Genomic DNA, 13,993 nt, shown 5'->3' on the forward strand with positions numbered 1-13,993 from the left:
GGAACGGGGAGTTGCAGCTCCCCTTGTTTGGGTGGGGAATGGCATGAGCAAGCGGTTGTTGATCGTCGCCCACACCCCGTCCCCCAATACGCAACAACTGCTGCAAGCCATGCTTCGCGGCGCACATCATCCGGACATCAACGATGTTTTCGTTGTTCATAAGCCGGCCTTACAGGCAGTTCCCGATGACATCAGGGCCTGCGACGCCATCCTGCTCTTTACCACAGAAAACCTCGGTTACATGAGCGGCGCGCTCAAGGATTTTTTCGACCGCTGTTATTACCCGGTGCTGGAAGAAAAGCAGGGGTTGCCCTGCGCCATCGTCATTCGCGCCGGCCATGACGGTACCGGCACCCGCCGGGCGCTGGACACCATTCTGACCGGGCTGCGCTGGAAACAGGTGCAGGAGCCGCTTGTGTTGCGGGGCGAATGGCGCGATGGGTTCATTGCCGAGGCGGAGGAGGCGGGGTTGTATATGGCGGCCGGGCTGGAAGCGGGGGTATTCTGATACGGTAATTTCCCATACGATCATCCGGTAAATGAAGGTGAATTTCCCCGCAAACCCTTGCCATTGCAGCACATCCGTCTTTATCTTACCATCGTAAGAATAATGACCGGCAGTCCACAAAAGACTGCCAAAACCACCACCGAGTGTCATACACTTAGCCGCGCCCAAGCGACGAGCGTCCACTAAGTGCCGTCGCCAGCCAGAATCGCGCGCCCGGTTTGCCGCATGTCCTTCTTGGGCATCGTTCGCAGACCAGCTTTTCAGTGTGCCATCCAACACAAAATTATGGAGACTTCGGCATGATTTATTCCGGAACTGCCATCAGCGTGCAAGCCCTCGACGGCGGTATTGCTGAGTTCAAGTTCGACCTCGCCAATGAATCGGTCAACAAGTTCAACCGCGCCACGGTCGAAGACCTGGCTGCCGCTGTTGCCGCCGTCAAGGCCGACAGCAGCATCAAGGGCCTGATCGTCACCTCCGGCAAGCCCGTCTTCATCGTCGGCGCCGACATCAGTGAATTCGGAGCCAGCTTTGCGGGTGGTGAAGCCACCATTCTCGAATGGCTGGCCCAGTCCAACGCCATTTTCAACAGTTTCGAAGACCTGCCGGTTCCGACCGTGGCCGCCATCAACGGCATCGCCCTCGGCGGCGGTTTCGAAATGTGCCTGGTCTGTGACTACCGCGTCATGTCCACCGCCGCCAAGGTCGGTCTGCCTGAAGTCAAGCTGGGGATCTTCCCGGGCTTCGGCGGCACCGTGCGCCTGCCGCGCGTGATCGGTATCGACAATGCCGTCGAATGGATTGCCGCTGCCGGTGAAAAGCGTCCTGACGCAGCCCTGAAAGACGGCGCGGTCGATGCCGTGGTTGCTCCCGAGAAGCTGCGTGAAGCCGCCATTGACCTGGTCAACCAGTGCATCAACGGCAAGCTCGACTGGAAAGCCAAGCGTGCCGAAAAGCTGAATCCGGTCAAGTTGAACATGCTGGAACAGATGATGGCTTTCCAGACCGCGACCGCCATGGTGGTCGGCAAGGCCGGCCCGAACTACCCGGCTCCGAAGCTGGCGCTGCAAGCCATGCAGCAGCATGTCAGCCTGGATCGCGACAGCGCACTCAAGGTTGAAGCCAAGAACTTCGCCAAGGTCGCCGTGACCCCGCAAGCCAATGCGCTGATCGGTCTGTTCACCGCCGACCAGGCCGTGAAGAAGATTTCCAAGAAGCACGAAAAGGGCTCCAACAAGGAAATCAACCAGGCTGCCGTGCTTGGCGCCGGCATCATGGGCGGCGGTATCGCCTACCAGGCCGCCAGCAAGGGCACCCCGATCATCATGAAGGACATTCGCACCGAGGCCCTCGATCTGGGCATGGGCGAAGCCACCAAGCTGCTGGGCAAGACCGTTGAACGCGGCCGCATGACTCCGGCGGAAATGGGCAAGGTGCTGTCGCGCATCCGTCCGACGCTGAATTACGGTGATTTCAAGACCGTCGACATCGTCATCGAAGCCGTGGTCGAAAACCCCAAGGTCAAGGCTGCCGTGCTGAGCGAAGTCGAAGGCCTGGTGGCGGAAGACACCATCCTCGCTTCCAACACCTCCACAATTTCCATCACGCATCTGGCCAAGTCGCTGCAGCGTCCGGAAAACTTCATCGGCATGCACTTCTTCAACCCGGTGCACATGATGCCCCTGGTCGAAGTGATCCGTGGCGAGAAGACCTCCGATGCTGCGGTCGCTGCCACCGTGAAGCTGGCGCAGAAGATGGGCAAGACCCCGATCGTAGTCAACGACTGCCCGGGCTTCCTCGTCAACCGCGTGCTGTTCCCTTACTTCGGCGGTTTCGACATGCTGGTGCGTGACGGCGCTGACTTCCAGGCCGTCGACAAGGTCATGGAACGTTTCGGCTGGCCCATGGGCCCGGCTTACCTGCTCGACGTGGTCGGTATCGACACCGGTGTGCATGCCGCCAAGATCATGGCCGAAGGCTTCCCTGACCGCATGGCGCCCGACTACAAGTCCGGCACCGAAATCATGTTCGAAAACAACCGCTTCGGCCAGAAGAACGGCAAGGGTTACTACGTTTACGAACAGGACAAGAAGGGCAAACCCAAGAAAGTCGTCGACCAGACCACCTACGAGTTGCTGGCGGCTACGTCTGCCGAGCGTAAGGAATTTGAAGCCCAGGAAGTCATCGACCGTTGCATGATCCCGATGGTGAACGAAGTGGCCCGCTGCCTGGAAGAAGGCATTGTCGCTTCCGCTGCCGAAGCTGACATGGCCCTGATCATGGGCATCGGTTTCCCCCCGTTCCGTGGCGGCGCCTGCCGTTATGTGGACCAGATCGGTGTCGCCAACTACGTCGCCCAGTGCGAAAAGTACGCCCACCTGGGCAAGGCCTACGAAGCGCCGCAATTGCTGCGTGACATGGCTGCCGCCAACAAGAAGTTCTTCGGTTAATTAAGGAGCGCATGAAAATGGCACTGAATCCTCGTGATGTCGTGATTGTTGATGGCGTGCGTAGCGCCATGGGCCGCTCCCGCAACGGCATGTTCCGCAATGTGCGTGCCGACTCCCTGTCCGCCGAGCTGGTGAAGGCGCTGCTGCAGCGCAACGCCATCGACCCCAACGAAGTTGAAGACGTGATCTGGGGCTGCGTCAACCAGACCATGGAACAGGGCATGAATATCGCCCGTAACATCGCCATGCTGGCCGAACTGCCGCGCACTGTTGCTGGCCAGACCGTGAACCGTCTGTGCGGCTCCTCGATGCAGGCGCTGCACACGGCCGCTGCCCAGATCATGACCGGTCAAGGCGACATCTTCATCATCGGCGGTGTGGAACACATGGGCCACGTCGGCATGATGCATGGTATCGACCTGAACCCGGCCGCCTCCAAGCACTACGCCAAGGCCTCCAACATGATGGGCCTCACGGCCGAAATGCTGGGCACCATGAACGGCATCAGCCGCGAAATGCAGGATGCGTTTGCCCTGCGTTCGCACAAGAAGGCATGGGAAGCCACGCTGGAAGGCCGTTTCAAGAATGAAGTGATCGGTGTGGAAGGCCATGACGCCAATGGCTTCAAGGTTCTTTGCGAAATCGACGAAGTGATCCGTCAGGACGCCTCGCTGGAACAGCTGGCCTCGCTGAAGCCCGCCTTCAACCCGAAGGGCGGCACGGTTACGGCCGGTTCGTCCTCCGCGCTGTCTGACGGTGCTTCCGCCATGTTGGTGATGTCTGCCGCCAAGGCTGCCGAGCTGGGCCTGAAGCCCCGCGCCAAGATCGTGAGCATGGCCGTTGCTGGTTGCGACGCCGCCATCATGGGCTGGGGTCCGGTTCCGGCAACAGAAAAGGCCCTGAAACGTGCCGGTTTGAAGATTGAAGACATCCAGATCGCCGAACTGAACGAAGCCTTTGCGGCTCAAGGTTTGTCGGTGTTGAAGGGTCTGAAGATTTTCGACAAGGCTGATGACTTCGTCAACCTGAACGGCGGCGCCATTGCACTGGGCCACCCGCTGGGCTGCTCCGGTTCGCGTATCACCACCACGCTGCTGAACGTGATGGAATGGAAGGATGCCGAGTTCGGCCTGGCCACGATGTGTATCGGCCTGGGTCAGGGTATCGCCACCATTATCCAGCGCGTGTAAAGAAAACTCGCCTTTTACCGAAGGCTAGCGACCCCGTTGCCCACAAGGCGACGGGGTTTTTTATTGGGTGCATGGAAGGGTAAACTCCTCTCGCGCCACCAAACTTCCACAAAGAGAAGAATGTATGAAAACCCTCAACCTGATTCCCGGATGCTTGTTCGTTGTGGCTTCAGTGACAAGTGCCGCCGAGCAGCCACGGCATCAATTCCATTTGGGGGCCGGAGCGCTGTCTGCCCCCTATGTCGCGGTGTGGATGGGCAACGCTCTGGTATCCGGACTCAGCAATGGCCAGATTGATGATCATGTTTCCAGCACGGGAACACGTAGCGGCGGTTACAGTTATCGCCTCAATTCAAATACCCGGTTGGGAACCTCCTATGTGCGTGAAAAGATCAATGGCAGCACCCTGAGATCCTGGCAATTGGATTTTCAGCATGATTATGTGCCGAATCCAGGCTACACCGCCTACTCGGGATTGTCCTTGAGCCGGGTGGCGATCAAGCATCAAAATGGAGATGCGACGGACCATGCAACCGGCTTCCAGCTGGATCTGCTGGGCTTGCGTAAGGAATCAGGACCACTTTATGGCTATCTGGCGCTGGGCGTGGGGTTTGAAGGCGGCCTGCATGGCGGCTTGGGCGTGCAGTTCTAGCAGGAAATCCCGGAGTTGGGGCCAGACAGCATCAAGCCCAAACCCGATGGATTGGTTCTCAGATAACGCGAGAAAACCGTTTTTTAGCTTCCGCGCCTTGCAGGTAGGCATCAAAAACCATGCAGATGTTGCGGATCAGCAACCGCCCGCGCGGCAGCACCTGGATATGCCCGTCATTCAGGCTGAGGAGCCCGTCGGCCGCCATGCCTTGCAACTGTTCCTGCTCCTTGCAGAAGTAATCCTCGAAGCTGATGCTCCAGGCATGACCCATCGCCGCCATGTCCACCCTGAAGTGGCAGATCAGTTCGGTAATGATGGCTCGACGCAGCTTGTCATCTTCCGTCAGCTTTACACCCCGGTACACCGGCAGCTGTCCGGCGCTGACCCGTTCATGGTATTCCTCAAGGGTCTTTACGTTCTGGCTGTAGGTGTCATCCACCATGCCGATGGACGTAATCCCCATGGCCACCAAGTCGCAACCGGCATGGGTGCTGTAGCCCTGGAAATTGCGGTACAGCGTGCCGTGTTCCTGAGCCAGTGCCAACTCGTCATCGGGTTTGGCGAAGTGGTCCATGCCGATATAGACATAACCTTCCGAGGTCAGCTTTTCAATGACGTATTGCAGGATCGCCAGCTTCACCGCCGGGGTGGGCAGCGTGGCTTCATCCATCTGTTTCTGCACCTTGAACAGATGCGGCATGTGCGCGTAGTTGAACACTGACAACCGGTCGGGTGACAGTTCCAGTATTTTTTCCAGAGTAACTGCAAAGCTGTCCACGGTCTGGAAGGGCAGGCCATAGATCAGGTCAATGTTGATCGACTTGAAGCCGTTCGTGCGTGCGGCATCCACCGCTTCAAAGGTTTCCCGGACAGACTGGATGCGGTTGACGGCTTCCTGCACCTTGGGGTCGAAGTCCTGTACCCCGAAGCTCATGCGGTTGAAGCCGAGCTTGCGCAGATGGGCGATCTTGGCCGGGGTGACTTCGCGGGGATCAATCTCGATCGAGTAATCGCCTTCGTCGTTGTCGAGGAAGGTGAACTGGCCGCGTAACTGGTTCATCAGCGCCGTCATTTCCTCATCGCTGATGAAGGTCGGTGTTCCACCGCCCCAATGCAGTTGCCGGACTTCCCGGCCGGGTGTAAACAGTTCTGCCTGCAACTCGATTTCGCGGTGCAGGTCTTCCAGATAGGGCGAGGCACGCTTGCGGTTGGCGGTGATGATCTTGTTGCAGGCGCAGTAATAGCAAACAGTGCCGCAGAAGGGGAGGTGTACATACAGCGACAACGGGCGCGCTGCGGCATTGGACACGGCAATGGCTTCGCGATAGGCGTCTTCGCCAAAGCCTTCATGGAACTGGACGGCGGTCGGGTAGGAGGTATATCGCGGCCCCGAGAGGTCGTAGCGTTGCAGCAGTTCGGGATCGAAAACCAAGGCGTTGTTCATGGGGGGAATCCGGGTAGGAATTCCCTCTATTTTATAGGGGCTTGACGCTAAAGGGAAACTGTCCGGACGAAGGGGAAGGCCTGCACCGGACAGCTGTGTTTCACTCCTCGATAATATCCTCATAGGGGACGAACGGTTGTGATGGGAGAATCTGCTCCGGGGTGATCACCTGGATCTGTGTGGCGCAAAAGCCCTTGTCATTGCGGCCCAGCAGGAAGCTCACCCGGTCGCCGACATGCAGAGAGGCAAAGCTGCGGTTCTTGACCTCGCTGAAATGGAAAAACACATTCTCCATGTTGTCGTCCGGCGTAATGAAGCCAAATCCGCCTTCTTTCAAACTCTGAATGGAGCCTTCATTGCGGATATCGCTGTGGGGCACTTGCAGCGTTTGGACTGCCGGAGTGCCGATCAGCGGCGGAAAATGCGTTGCCGGCGATGCATGATGATGGCCATTGCCGGAGCCGCCGAAACCAAAGCCGTTATTGAAGGCGCTCTGGTCTTCCTTGGGATACAGGAACAGGTTGTTGATCTGGGCATCGCTGCGCAAGGAGCGGTCGTCAATCAACTGGTGCATCAATACCGGGTAGGTGGCCTCATCCAGCAGCACTTGGGCGGTGCGCGTCAGTTTCTGCATGTTGTTACGGTCGAGATATTCAAAGTCCCAGGCCAGCAGCATTACGCGGGTGTTTATGGTGTTCAGCTTGCGCAACAGTGGGCGGAAATCCCCGTCACAGGCGACCAACACCAGTACGTCAAACTGCTTGTAGATGGACAACTCATAGGCTTCCAACGCCAGCCAGACATCAATGCCCTTTTCGCCATCCGGGCCCAGGGGCAGGTAGTGCGTGGTCACGCCTTCGCGCATCAGCACTTCATCAAACAGCCGCTCTTTGAGCAGTAGGTCCCGCTGTTCGGCGTCCTGGGCGCGCAAGCGTCCCCGGAAATAATGGGCATCAACTATGTGGCAATAACGTACATCCGTGTTTTCTTCGGTGGCGACACGGTGCCGGATAAAGTCATGCAGGCCCGAGATGCTGATGCGGGATTTACGGTTGTGGTAGTACTGGTAATAATTACTGACATGCAGGAAAAAATTGCCGTCGTAGAAGATACCAATCTTGGTGAAGTTTTTATGGCTGCTGGCCATGATGGCTCCTTTTTATTCATTTACCTATCTGTTTAAACCGCATTTCCGTGTTCGTTGTCTCAATTAGCTGAATCATTCGGCTAAGGTTCCGGAGCGGGTGTCCGCTCCGGTTTTTTGCATATTACAGTTCAATCTGGGTTCCCAGTTCCACCACGCGATTGGTGGGAATCTGGAAGAAATCCGTGGCCGAAGCGGCATTTCGCGACATCGCCACAAACAGCATTTCCCTCCAGGGAGCCATGCCGCCTTCCACGCGAGGAATCAGCCGCTCGCGGGACAGGAAAAAGCTGGTGTCCATCATGTCAAATTCCAGCCCGAACTCCTGACAGTCGGAAAGCAGCGCAGGGACATCCGGCTGCTCCTTGAAGCCGTAATCGCCGGTAATCAGCCAGAAATTATGGGAAATCTGCTCGACCTTCAGACGGTGCCGGGCATCTACAAAGGGAATATCTTTGGTGCGCAAAGTCAAGAGGATGTTCCGGCTGTGGAGGATTTTATTGTGTTTCATATTGTGTAACAGGGCGTGCGGGACGTATTGGTGACTGCCGGTCATAAAGACAGCAGTGCCGTCAATTTCCTGAACCGGACCTGAGGCAATACTGTTGACGAACAGGTTGAGCGGCATGGTTTCATTGTTCAATTTCTCAAACAGGATTTCACGACCGCGTTTCCAGGTGATCATGACGGTAAAAGCAGTCATGCCAATCAGTAATGGGAACCAGCCACCTTGCAGGATTTTCATTGAGGTGGCGCCAAAGAAAGCGAAGTCGATGGCCAGGAAGGGCGCAGCTACGGCGACCGCCAGCCAGCGCGACCAACCCCAGAGGGTGACTGCAACAAAGGCGGCCAGCAGAGTATCGCAGATCATGGTCATGGTCACGGCAATGCCGTAAGCGGAGGCCAGGTTGCTGGAGGACTTGAAGGTCAGCACCAGAATGATGATGGCTCCCAGCAACAGCCAGTTCAGGAACGGGATATAAATCTGACCGATTTCCCGGGCGGAGGTGTGCTGGATTTCAAAGCGCGGCAGGTAACCCAGTTGCACCGCTTGGCGGGCAATGGAGAACACCCCGGAGATTACGGCCTGGGACGCGATGACGGTGGCGGCTGTGGACAGGAATATCAGAGGAATGATGAAAGCGTCCGGCGCCAGTTGGTAAAACGGGTTGTCAATCGATTCCGGATGCGCCAGCAGCAAAGCGCCCTGGCCGCAATAATTGAGGATCAGCGCCGGAAAGACCAGCCCGAACCAGGCATAGCGGATGGGTTTGCGTCCAAAGTGGCCCATGTCGGCATACAGCGCCTCGCCGCCGGTAACGGTCAGCACCACCGCGCCCATGGTAATGAAGGCAATCCAGGGATGCTCGCCGACAAAGGCGACCGCCCACAAGGGATTCACCAGATGCAGCACATCCGGGTGCTTGGTAATGTTCATGATTCCCAGCACGGCCAGGGTACTGAACCAGACCATCATCACCGGCCCGAACATCTTGCCGACCGAGGCAGTGCCGTGACGCTGGATCAGGAACAGGCTGATCAGGACCGAAATGGTGATAGGCAGGACGAAACGGTCCAGGCCCGGAGCGGCGACATTCAGGCCTTCAACGGCGGACAGCACGGAAATTGCCGGGGTGATGATGCCGTCACCGAAAAACAGTGCCGCCCCGAACAGGCCGATGGCGACCAGCAAGCGGCGCTGCCAGTTTTCCAGACCCTTGTTGCGGAGACTCAGCGCCAGCAGCGCCATGATACCGCCTTCACCGTTGTTGTCGGCGCGCATGATGAAGGCAATGTATTTCAGCGAAACCACAATGGTGATGGACCAGAATATCAGTGACAGGATTCCCAATACATTGTCATGGGTAATGGCGATGCCATGGCTGGCATGAAAGCACTCCTTCAGCGCGTACAAAGGGCTGGTGCCAATATCACCGAAGACGATGCCCAGTGCGCCCAGGGTCAACACGCTCAGCGGTGTTTTGCCGGTGTCATGACCGTGAGGCGCAACGGTAGTCGGTGAGTCTGAATCTGGCGCTTGCATGAATAATGTTCTCCGGAGGCCGGAAAGGGCCGTGAAGTTCGCTGTTTTATTAAGGAATTGGATGTCAGGGAGGGTTCGCGGCTGTTTGTTGACCAAGTTGGTGATTTTATCACTCTGCCGGAAATTTCCCCATGATTTCAGGCACTATTCAGTGTGAAAAAAGTTTTGCGTTTCCACAAACATTACGCTAATCTTGCCCACCTCGCTTGGCGCACATGGTCAGGCGACGGTTTATCCGGTTCTCCGGTGAGGTGTCCGAGTGGTTTAAGGAGCACGCCTGGAAAGCGTGTGTACGTTAATAGCGTACCGAGGGTTCGAATCCCTCTCTCACCGCCATATTCCACAAAAAAGCCCGCCATGCAGATGGAGGGCTTTTTTGTTTTTCAGTTCGCCGCTTCCCAAACCTGTTGCAGGAAAGCCGGAATCCGCTGTTCCAGATAGTAGACCGGGCGCGCCATTGAGCCGCCGATGAAGCCGACATGGCCCCCTCGGGACGCCAGCTCAAAATGGATCGCCGGCGACAGCCGGTCCGTTGCCGGCACCACCCCCGGAGTCATGAACGGATCGTCGGTGGAGTGGATGATCAGCGTCGGTCGCTGGATATGCAGCAGGAACTGGTTCGGCGCGCAGCGCCGGTAGTAATCATGCACATCGGTGAAGCCGTGCAGCGGCGCCATCACCTGATGGTCAAAGTCCCAGAATGAAGTATAGGGCTGCGTGCCCAGCCGTTGGCTGATGAATTCTGCCTCGGCAGTGGCGCCAATCTCGCGGAAGTGCGCAATCTTGGCTTTCCAGAGGTTTTCCAGTCCGGTCAGCAAGTGCTTGCGATAGAAACGGGACAAGCCCTGATTCATCCGGTCGGCGCATCCGGCCAGATCCAGCGGCGTTGAAACTGCTACGCCGCCCAGCAGGCGGGCATCGTTGCCCAGCTCCGCCAGGCTCTTCAGCACCATGCTGCCCCCCAGTGAATATCCCACCAGCGCCACCCGGCGCTGTTCGCTGTCCGCCAGCGTTTTGAACACGCTGATGACATCGTCACTGGCGCCGGCATGGTAGGCGCGGGTGGCGCGGTTGGGAATCCGCGCACCCCGACAGTTGAGGGCGGCGCTGGGCCAGCCCATGGCGCCCAGCGCCTTTTGCAGGCCCAGTACGTAATGGGACTCACTGCTGCCGCCCAGACCATGCACAATCAGCACCATGGGCGCATCCGCCGCCACTTTGTGCGGCTGATGGCGGTCAAGAAAGACATGGTCGCCGTCCGGCAGGGTGATTTCCTGCCGGTGTCGTTCCACTTTGGGCAGGTTCCGGCGGTGGAGGGTGGCGAAAACGGTCTGGACGTGCGCGTTTTCAAGTCCGGCCGCCGGACGGAACGGACTGCGGAAAAAGGAACGGGGAAAGACGTGACGCGGGCTCATAACGGGGGTTCCGGGCAGGGCGCTGGACAGACGGGAGCTAACGCTAGCATGTGATTCCGGCAAAATGAATACATCCATCGCCGGAAAAGCTGCGTTATCATGTTCCGCTTGATGCTCCGGCTCAGGGAAAACGGCCTGGCCGGGTGCGGAATCAGGGACAACTGACAGGTGCAAGATGACAGAGCTTAGCAAACCCAGAGTCGCCGTATTGGGCGGCGGCAGTTTCGGCACGGTGATCGCCAATCTGGCTGCCGGTAACGGCTGTGAATCCACGCTCTGGTTGCGTGACGCCGATCTGGTCGAAGAAATGACGGCGTCGCATGAAAATACCCGCTATCTCCCCGGCTTCAAGCTCGATGAGCGCCTCCGGTTCAGCAATGACTTGGCCGAGGCCGTCAGTGAGGCGGACCTGGTGTTCGTGGCCATTCCCAGCAAGGCATTCCGCAAGGTGGTGCAGGCGGTGCGGCCGCATCTGGCGCCCCGGCAGATGCTGATCAGCATGACCAAGGGCATCGAGGCGGAAACCTTTGCGCTGATGAGCCAGATTCTGCGCGAAGAAGTTCCGGATGCCCGCGTCGGTGTGTTGAGCGGCCCCAATCTGGCCAAGGAAATCGCGGCCCGTATGCCCGCCGGCACCGTTATCGCCAGCATCGATCCCGAGTTGCGCACCACCGTGCATACGGCGTTGGCCTGCCCGTATTTCCGGGTGTTTGCCAATACCGACATCTTTGGTGTCGAGCTGGGCGGAGCCCTCAAGAATATTTATGCCATCGCCACCGGCATGGCGACCGCGCAGAAAGTGGGTGAGAACAGCCGCAGCATGCTGCTGACCCGTGCCCTGGCGGAAATGAGCCGTTTTGCGGTGCAGATGGGCGGTAACCCGCTGACTTTTTTGGGACTGGCGGGGGTAGGGGATTTGTTCGCCACCTGCAATTCGCCGCTCAGCCGCAATTACCAGGTGGGTTTTGCCCTGGGATCCGGCAAAAAACTGGCTGATATTGTCGCCGACCTGGAACAAACCGCCGAAGGCATCAATACGATTTTGCAGGTGCGCCGGCAGGCTGACAGGCTGGGGGTGTATATGCCCATTGTGACCGGCCTCTATGAAATCATTTTCAACGAAAAACCGTTGTTTGAAGTGGCGGCGGCCATGATGAACAGCGGTCAGCGCAGCGATGTCGAATTTGTATTACCCAATCGGTGAGTTTCCATGCAAATCATTCTGGTAAGACACGGGGAGGCCGAACCCCTGAAACGGACCGACGCGGAGCGTAACCTGACCCTGGACGGCCTGCATCAGGCACAGCAGTCCGGAGCATGGCTGCTGAATCATCAGTATGTTCTGGACGGCCTTTTTTCCAGCCCGTATTTCCGGGCGCGCCAGACGGCCAATGAACTGTCCAACATCCTGGAAGTGCCGGTAACGCAAACGGATCGCATCACACCCGACCGTGATCCCCGGGAGGTGGCGGCGTGGCTGGATTCGCTGGAGTTGCCGGACGAGGCGGTGATTGCCCTGGTCTGCCATATGCCCCTTGTTGGGCGACTGGCAGGCTGGTTATGTGACGGTGTGGACGGGGGCGGGCGTTTTTCCCTGGCGGAAGTCCGGGTGATTGAGTTGCCGTCCCCGGCTGCCGGACAGGGTAAGGCCATTGCCGGTTTTGTCCCGCACTGAACACAGCACTTAGAGCGGAACTTCGGCGGCCGTGAAGCGGTCCGCCTCTCAGGAAGTCATGATGCGGCGCAACTTGATGCCGGCAATGCTGCACAGGTTGGCCCGGATTCCCCGCCGCTCGAACTCATTGCGCAATTCCTCGATCACGATTTTTTCCACTTCGCCTTCCACATCGGCCACAATCTTGCCCAGCAGGGCGGTCAGTGGCCCGCGATGTTCCTTGACCAGCTCATCCAGGTTGGTGATTTCAATCGTAATCATGGCAGTTGGTCGCTCGTGGGGACAAGTGTGCATGTTAGCATGGAGGGCTGCGCGCCATAAACCGCCATGATCCGTCGGCGGAATTTCCTTACAATTGGCCGATGGCCTGCGTTGGCCCTTTGCTACAATGTCCCGCGAATTACGGAGCCAGCCATGCCCGCCTTGATGATCATAATCGCTACCGCCGTGCTGTCGAGCGCCCTGACCCTGATTGTCGGAGGCTGGCTGGTGCGCCGGTTCTGGGAGCGGGAGATGGAAGTGCGCTTCCGGCAATTGCATGATGATATCGGACGCACCGTGGAAACCCGGGTGCGCCGCGCCGTGACCGAAAGCCTCAGCGACCCCCGTCCTTCGGACATGTTGCGTGAAACCACCTGGAAGGCGGCCAAGTCAGGCTCCGATCTGCTCAGCGACAGCCTCAGCAACCTGATCGGGAAATGGCGTCGACAGACTGACGACGCGTAAGGGGAGAGGGCGAACTCAACCGAGGGCGTAGGCAATCCACACGCCGATGCCGCCCCCCAGTGTCAGCAGCAACAGAACCAGCATGAAACGGATGTAGTTCAACTGCGTCTGCAATTGCGCCTCAAGGCTCTTGAGCTGGTTTTGCTGATGAACCAGATCCACCCGCAATTCCGCGACTTCCTCACGGGTCTGGCGGATCAGGTCGGGAATCGGCTGCAGGTCAGCCAGCCAACTCAAGTCCTGTTCACTCAGCTTCTGCCACAGCATGTTCAGCGGCCAGTGATTCTTCAGCCACATGCCGGCGGCAGAGCGCACGTTCAGACCCTGCATCAGCAGGCGCAGGTTGTCCGTCACCGCCTCATCGCCCCAGATGTTCAGCTGGCCCTTGGCCTCAAGGTTCATCTCGCTTTCCAGCCCCAGAAAACTCCAGACCAGATCACGGACGCGGCCACTGAGACGCACCTGAACTTCGCCAGGGGCTTGTGGAGAGATTTCAATGCGGTCGCTGGAAAATTGCAGGTAAAAAACCATGTAGGGTGAAAAGGTCTTGACGCGCACTACCAAGCCTTCCAGCGGCGCAATATGCTGTCGCCGTTCCGGATCAAGCTCCATGAAGGAATTGAGCATGCTTTCCAGGCTGTTCAACCAGAAGTAGGAGAGCGTGCCGGCGTGCGGGGCGTATTCTTCTCGTACAGTCATCTTGTCGTCATGAATGCGATGGTTTTTATTTTGCCCGAAGGGCGGC

General features: G+C 58.1%; 12 protein-coding genes, 1 tRNA gene and 1 pseudogene. 8 read left to right on the forward strand and 6 right to left on the reverse strand.

What is annotated here, in order from left to right:
• Nucleotides 1–43 precede the first annotated feature (43 nt).
• From Q7T36_RS10045 to Q7T36_RS10060, 4 genes are all read left to right on the forward strand, one after another.
• Complete coding sequence (locus Q7T36_RS10045; protein ID WP_304847486.1) at nucleotides 44–508, forward strand: flavodoxin family protein; 465 nt, start codon at nucleotides 44–46, stop codon at nucleotides 506–508.
• 299 nt (nucleotides 509–807) lie between these two features.
• On the forward strand, nucleotides 808–2,958 hold the full coding sequence (gene fadB / locus Q7T36_RS10050; RefSeq protein WP_304847489.1) for a fatty acid oxidation complex subunit alpha FadB: 2,151 nt from the start codon (nucleotides 808–810) through the stop codon (nucleotides 2,956–2,958).
• Nucleotides 2,959–2,975: 17 nt separating this feature from the next.
• A complete protein-coding gene (gene fadA / locus Q7T36_RS10055; protein WP_304847492.1) occupies nucleotides 2,976–4,148 on the forward strand; it encodes an acetyl-CoA C-acyltransferase FadA in 1,173 nt (390 codons plus the stop codon).
• A gap of 124 nt (nucleotides 4,149–4,272) precedes the next feature.
• A complete protein-coding gene (locus tag Q7T36_RS10060; RefSeq protein ID WP_304847495.1) occupies nucleotides 4,273–4,800 on the forward strand; it encodes a hypothetical protein in 528 nt (175 codons plus the stop codon).
• 58 nt (nucleotides 4,801–4,858) lie between these two features.
• On the opposite strand, the gene hemN is transcribed toward Q7T36_RS10060, so the two are convergent.
• The 3 genes from hemN to Q7T36_RS10075 form a co-directional block, all read right to left on the reverse strand.
• Nucleotides 4,859–6,244, reverse strand: a complete 1,386-nt coding sequence (gene hemN / locus Q7T36_RS10065) for an oxygen-independent coproporphyrinogen III oxidase (protein WP_304847498.1) — start codon at nucleotides 6,242–6,244, stop codon at nucleotides 4,859–4,861.
• A gap of 100 nt (nucleotides 6,245–6,344) precedes the next feature.
• On the reverse strand, nucleotides 6,345–7,391 hold the full coding sequence (locus Q7T36_RS10070; RefSeq protein ID WP_304847501.1) for a cold shock domain-containing protein: 1,047 nt from the start codon (nucleotides 7,389–7,391) through the stop codon (nucleotides 6,345–6,347).
• Between the two features lie 121 nt (nucleotides 7,392–7,512).
• The gene (locus tag Q7T36_RS10075) at nucleotides 7,513–9,432 is read right to left on the reverse strand and encodes a potassium transporter Kup (protein WP_304847504.1); all 1,920 of its coding nucleotides are present in this window, start codon (nucleotides 9,430–9,432) and stop codon (nucleotides 7,513–7,515) included.
• A gap of 245 nt (nucleotides 9,433–9,677) precedes the next feature.
• Between Q7T36_RS10075 and Q7T36_RS10080 the strand changes: the two genes are divergently transcribed.
• A tRNA-Ser gene (locus Q7T36_RS10080) sits at nucleotides 9,678–9,768 on the forward strand.
• 47 nt (nucleotides 9,769–9,815) lie between these two features.
• Here the strand turns inward: Q7T36_RS10080 and Q7T36_RS10085 are convergent.
• A complete protein-coding gene (locus Q7T36_RS10085) occupies nucleotides 9,816–10,847 on the reverse strand; it encodes a hydrolase (protein WP_304847507.1) in 1,032 nt (343 codons plus the stop codon).
• Between the two features lie 196 nt (nucleotides 10,848–11,043).
• On the opposite strand from Q7T36_RS10085, the pseudogene Q7T36_RS10090 reads away from it, so the two are divergent.
• Nucleotides 11,044–12,051 (forward strand): annotated as a pseudogene (locus Q7T36_RS10090) (NAD(P)H-dependent glycerol-3-phosphate dehydrogenase); the annotation flags it as partial.
• A gap of 6 nt (nucleotides 12,052–12,057) precedes the next feature.
• The gene (gene sixA / locus Q7T36_RS10095; RefSeq protein ID WP_304847510.1) at nucleotides 12,058–12,522 is read left to right on the forward strand and encodes a phosphohistidine phosphatase SixA; all 465 of its coding nucleotides are present in this window, start codon (nucleotides 12,058–12,060) and stop codon (nucleotides 12,520–12,522) included.
• A gap of 48 nt (nucleotides 12,523–12,570) precedes the next feature.
• Here the strand turns inward: sixA and Q7T36_RS10100 are convergent, their stop codons facing one another.
• Complete coding sequence (locus Q7T36_RS10100) at nucleotides 12,571–12,783, reverse strand: hypothetical protein (protein ID WP_304847513.1); 213 nt, start codon at nucleotides 12,781–12,783, stop codon at nucleotides 12,571–12,573.
• A gap of 153 nt (nucleotides 12,784–12,936) precedes the next feature.
• Between Q7T36_RS10100 and Q7T36_RS10105 the strand changes: the two genes are divergently transcribed.
• Nucleotides 12,937–13,248 carry a hypothetical protein gene (locus Q7T36_RS10105; protein WP_304847516.1) on the forward strand — a complete coding sequence of 104 codons (312 nt, stop codon included), beginning with the start codon at nucleotides 12,937–12,939 and terminating at the stop codon, nucleotides 13,246–13,248.
• A gap of 15 nt (nucleotides 13,249–13,263) precedes the next feature.
• Here the strand turns inward: Q7T36_RS10105 and Q7T36_RS10110 are convergent, their stop codons facing one another.
• Nucleotides 13,264–13,947 (reverse strand): SCP2 sterol-binding domain-containing protein, encoded by a 684-nt coding sequence (locus Q7T36_RS10110; protein ID WP_304847519.1) that lies wholly within the window; start codon nucleotides 13,945–13,947, stop codon nucleotides 13,264–13,266.
• Nucleotides 13,948–13,993 lie beyond the last annotated feature (46 nt).

This window comes from Fluviicoccus sp., assembly GCF_030646115.1.
Classification (GTDB): domain Bacteria; phylum Pseudomonadota; class Gammaproteobacteria; order Pseudomonadales; family Moraxellaceae; genus Fluviicoccus.

Excerpts from the sequence above, each read along its gene's own strand:
- Q7T36_RS10070 (WP_304847501.1), bottom strand. The coding sequence starts at position 7,391 with ATGGCCAGCAGCCATAAAAACTTCACCAAGATTGGTATCTTCTACGAC.
- fadA (WP_304847492.1), top strand. The coding sequence starts at position 2,976 with ATGGCACTGAATCCTCGTGATGTCGTGATTGTTGATGGCGTGCGTAGC.
- Q7T36_RS10045 (WP_304847486.1), top strand. The coding sequence starts at position 44 with ATGAGCAAGCGGTTGTTGATCGTCGCCCACACCCCGTCCCCCAATACG.
- sixA (WP_304847510.1), top strand. The coding sequence starts at position 12,058 with ATGCAAATCATTCTGGTAAGACACGGGGAGGCCGAACCCCTGAAACGG.
- Q7T36_RS10075 (WP_304847504.1), bottom strand. The coding sequence starts at position 9,432 with ATGCAAGCGCCAGATTCAGACTCACCGACTACCGTTGCGCCTCACGGT.
- fadB (WP_304847489.1), top strand. The coding sequence starts at position 808 with ATGATTTATTCCGGAACTGCCATCAGCGTGCAAGCCCTCGACGGCGGT.
- Q7T36_RS10060 (WP_304847495.1), top strand. The coding sequence starts at position 4,273 with ATGAAAACCCTCAACCTGATTCCCGGATGCTTGTTCGTTGTGGCTTCA.
- hemN (WP_304847498.1), bottom strand. The coding sequence starts at position 6,244 with ATGAACAACGCCTTGGTTTTCGATCCCGAACTGCTGCAACGCTACGAC.
- Q7T36_RS10085 (WP_304847507.1), bottom strand. The coding sequence starts at position 10,847 with ATGAGCCCGCGTCACGTCTTTCCCCGTTCCTTTTTCCGCAGTCCGTTC.
- Q7T36_RS10110 (WP_304847519.1), bottom strand. The coding sequence starts at position 13,947 with ATGACTGTACGAGAAGAATACGCCCCGCACGCCGGCACGCTCTCCTAC.
- Q7T36_RS10105 (WP_304847516.1), top strand. The coding sequence starts at position 12,937 with ATGCCCGCCTTGATGATCATAATCGCTACCGCCGTGCTGTCGAGCGCC.
- Q7T36_RS10100 (WP_304847513.1), bottom strand. The coding sequence starts at position 12,783 with ATGATTACGATTGAAATCACCAACCTGGATGAGCTGGTCAAGGAACAT.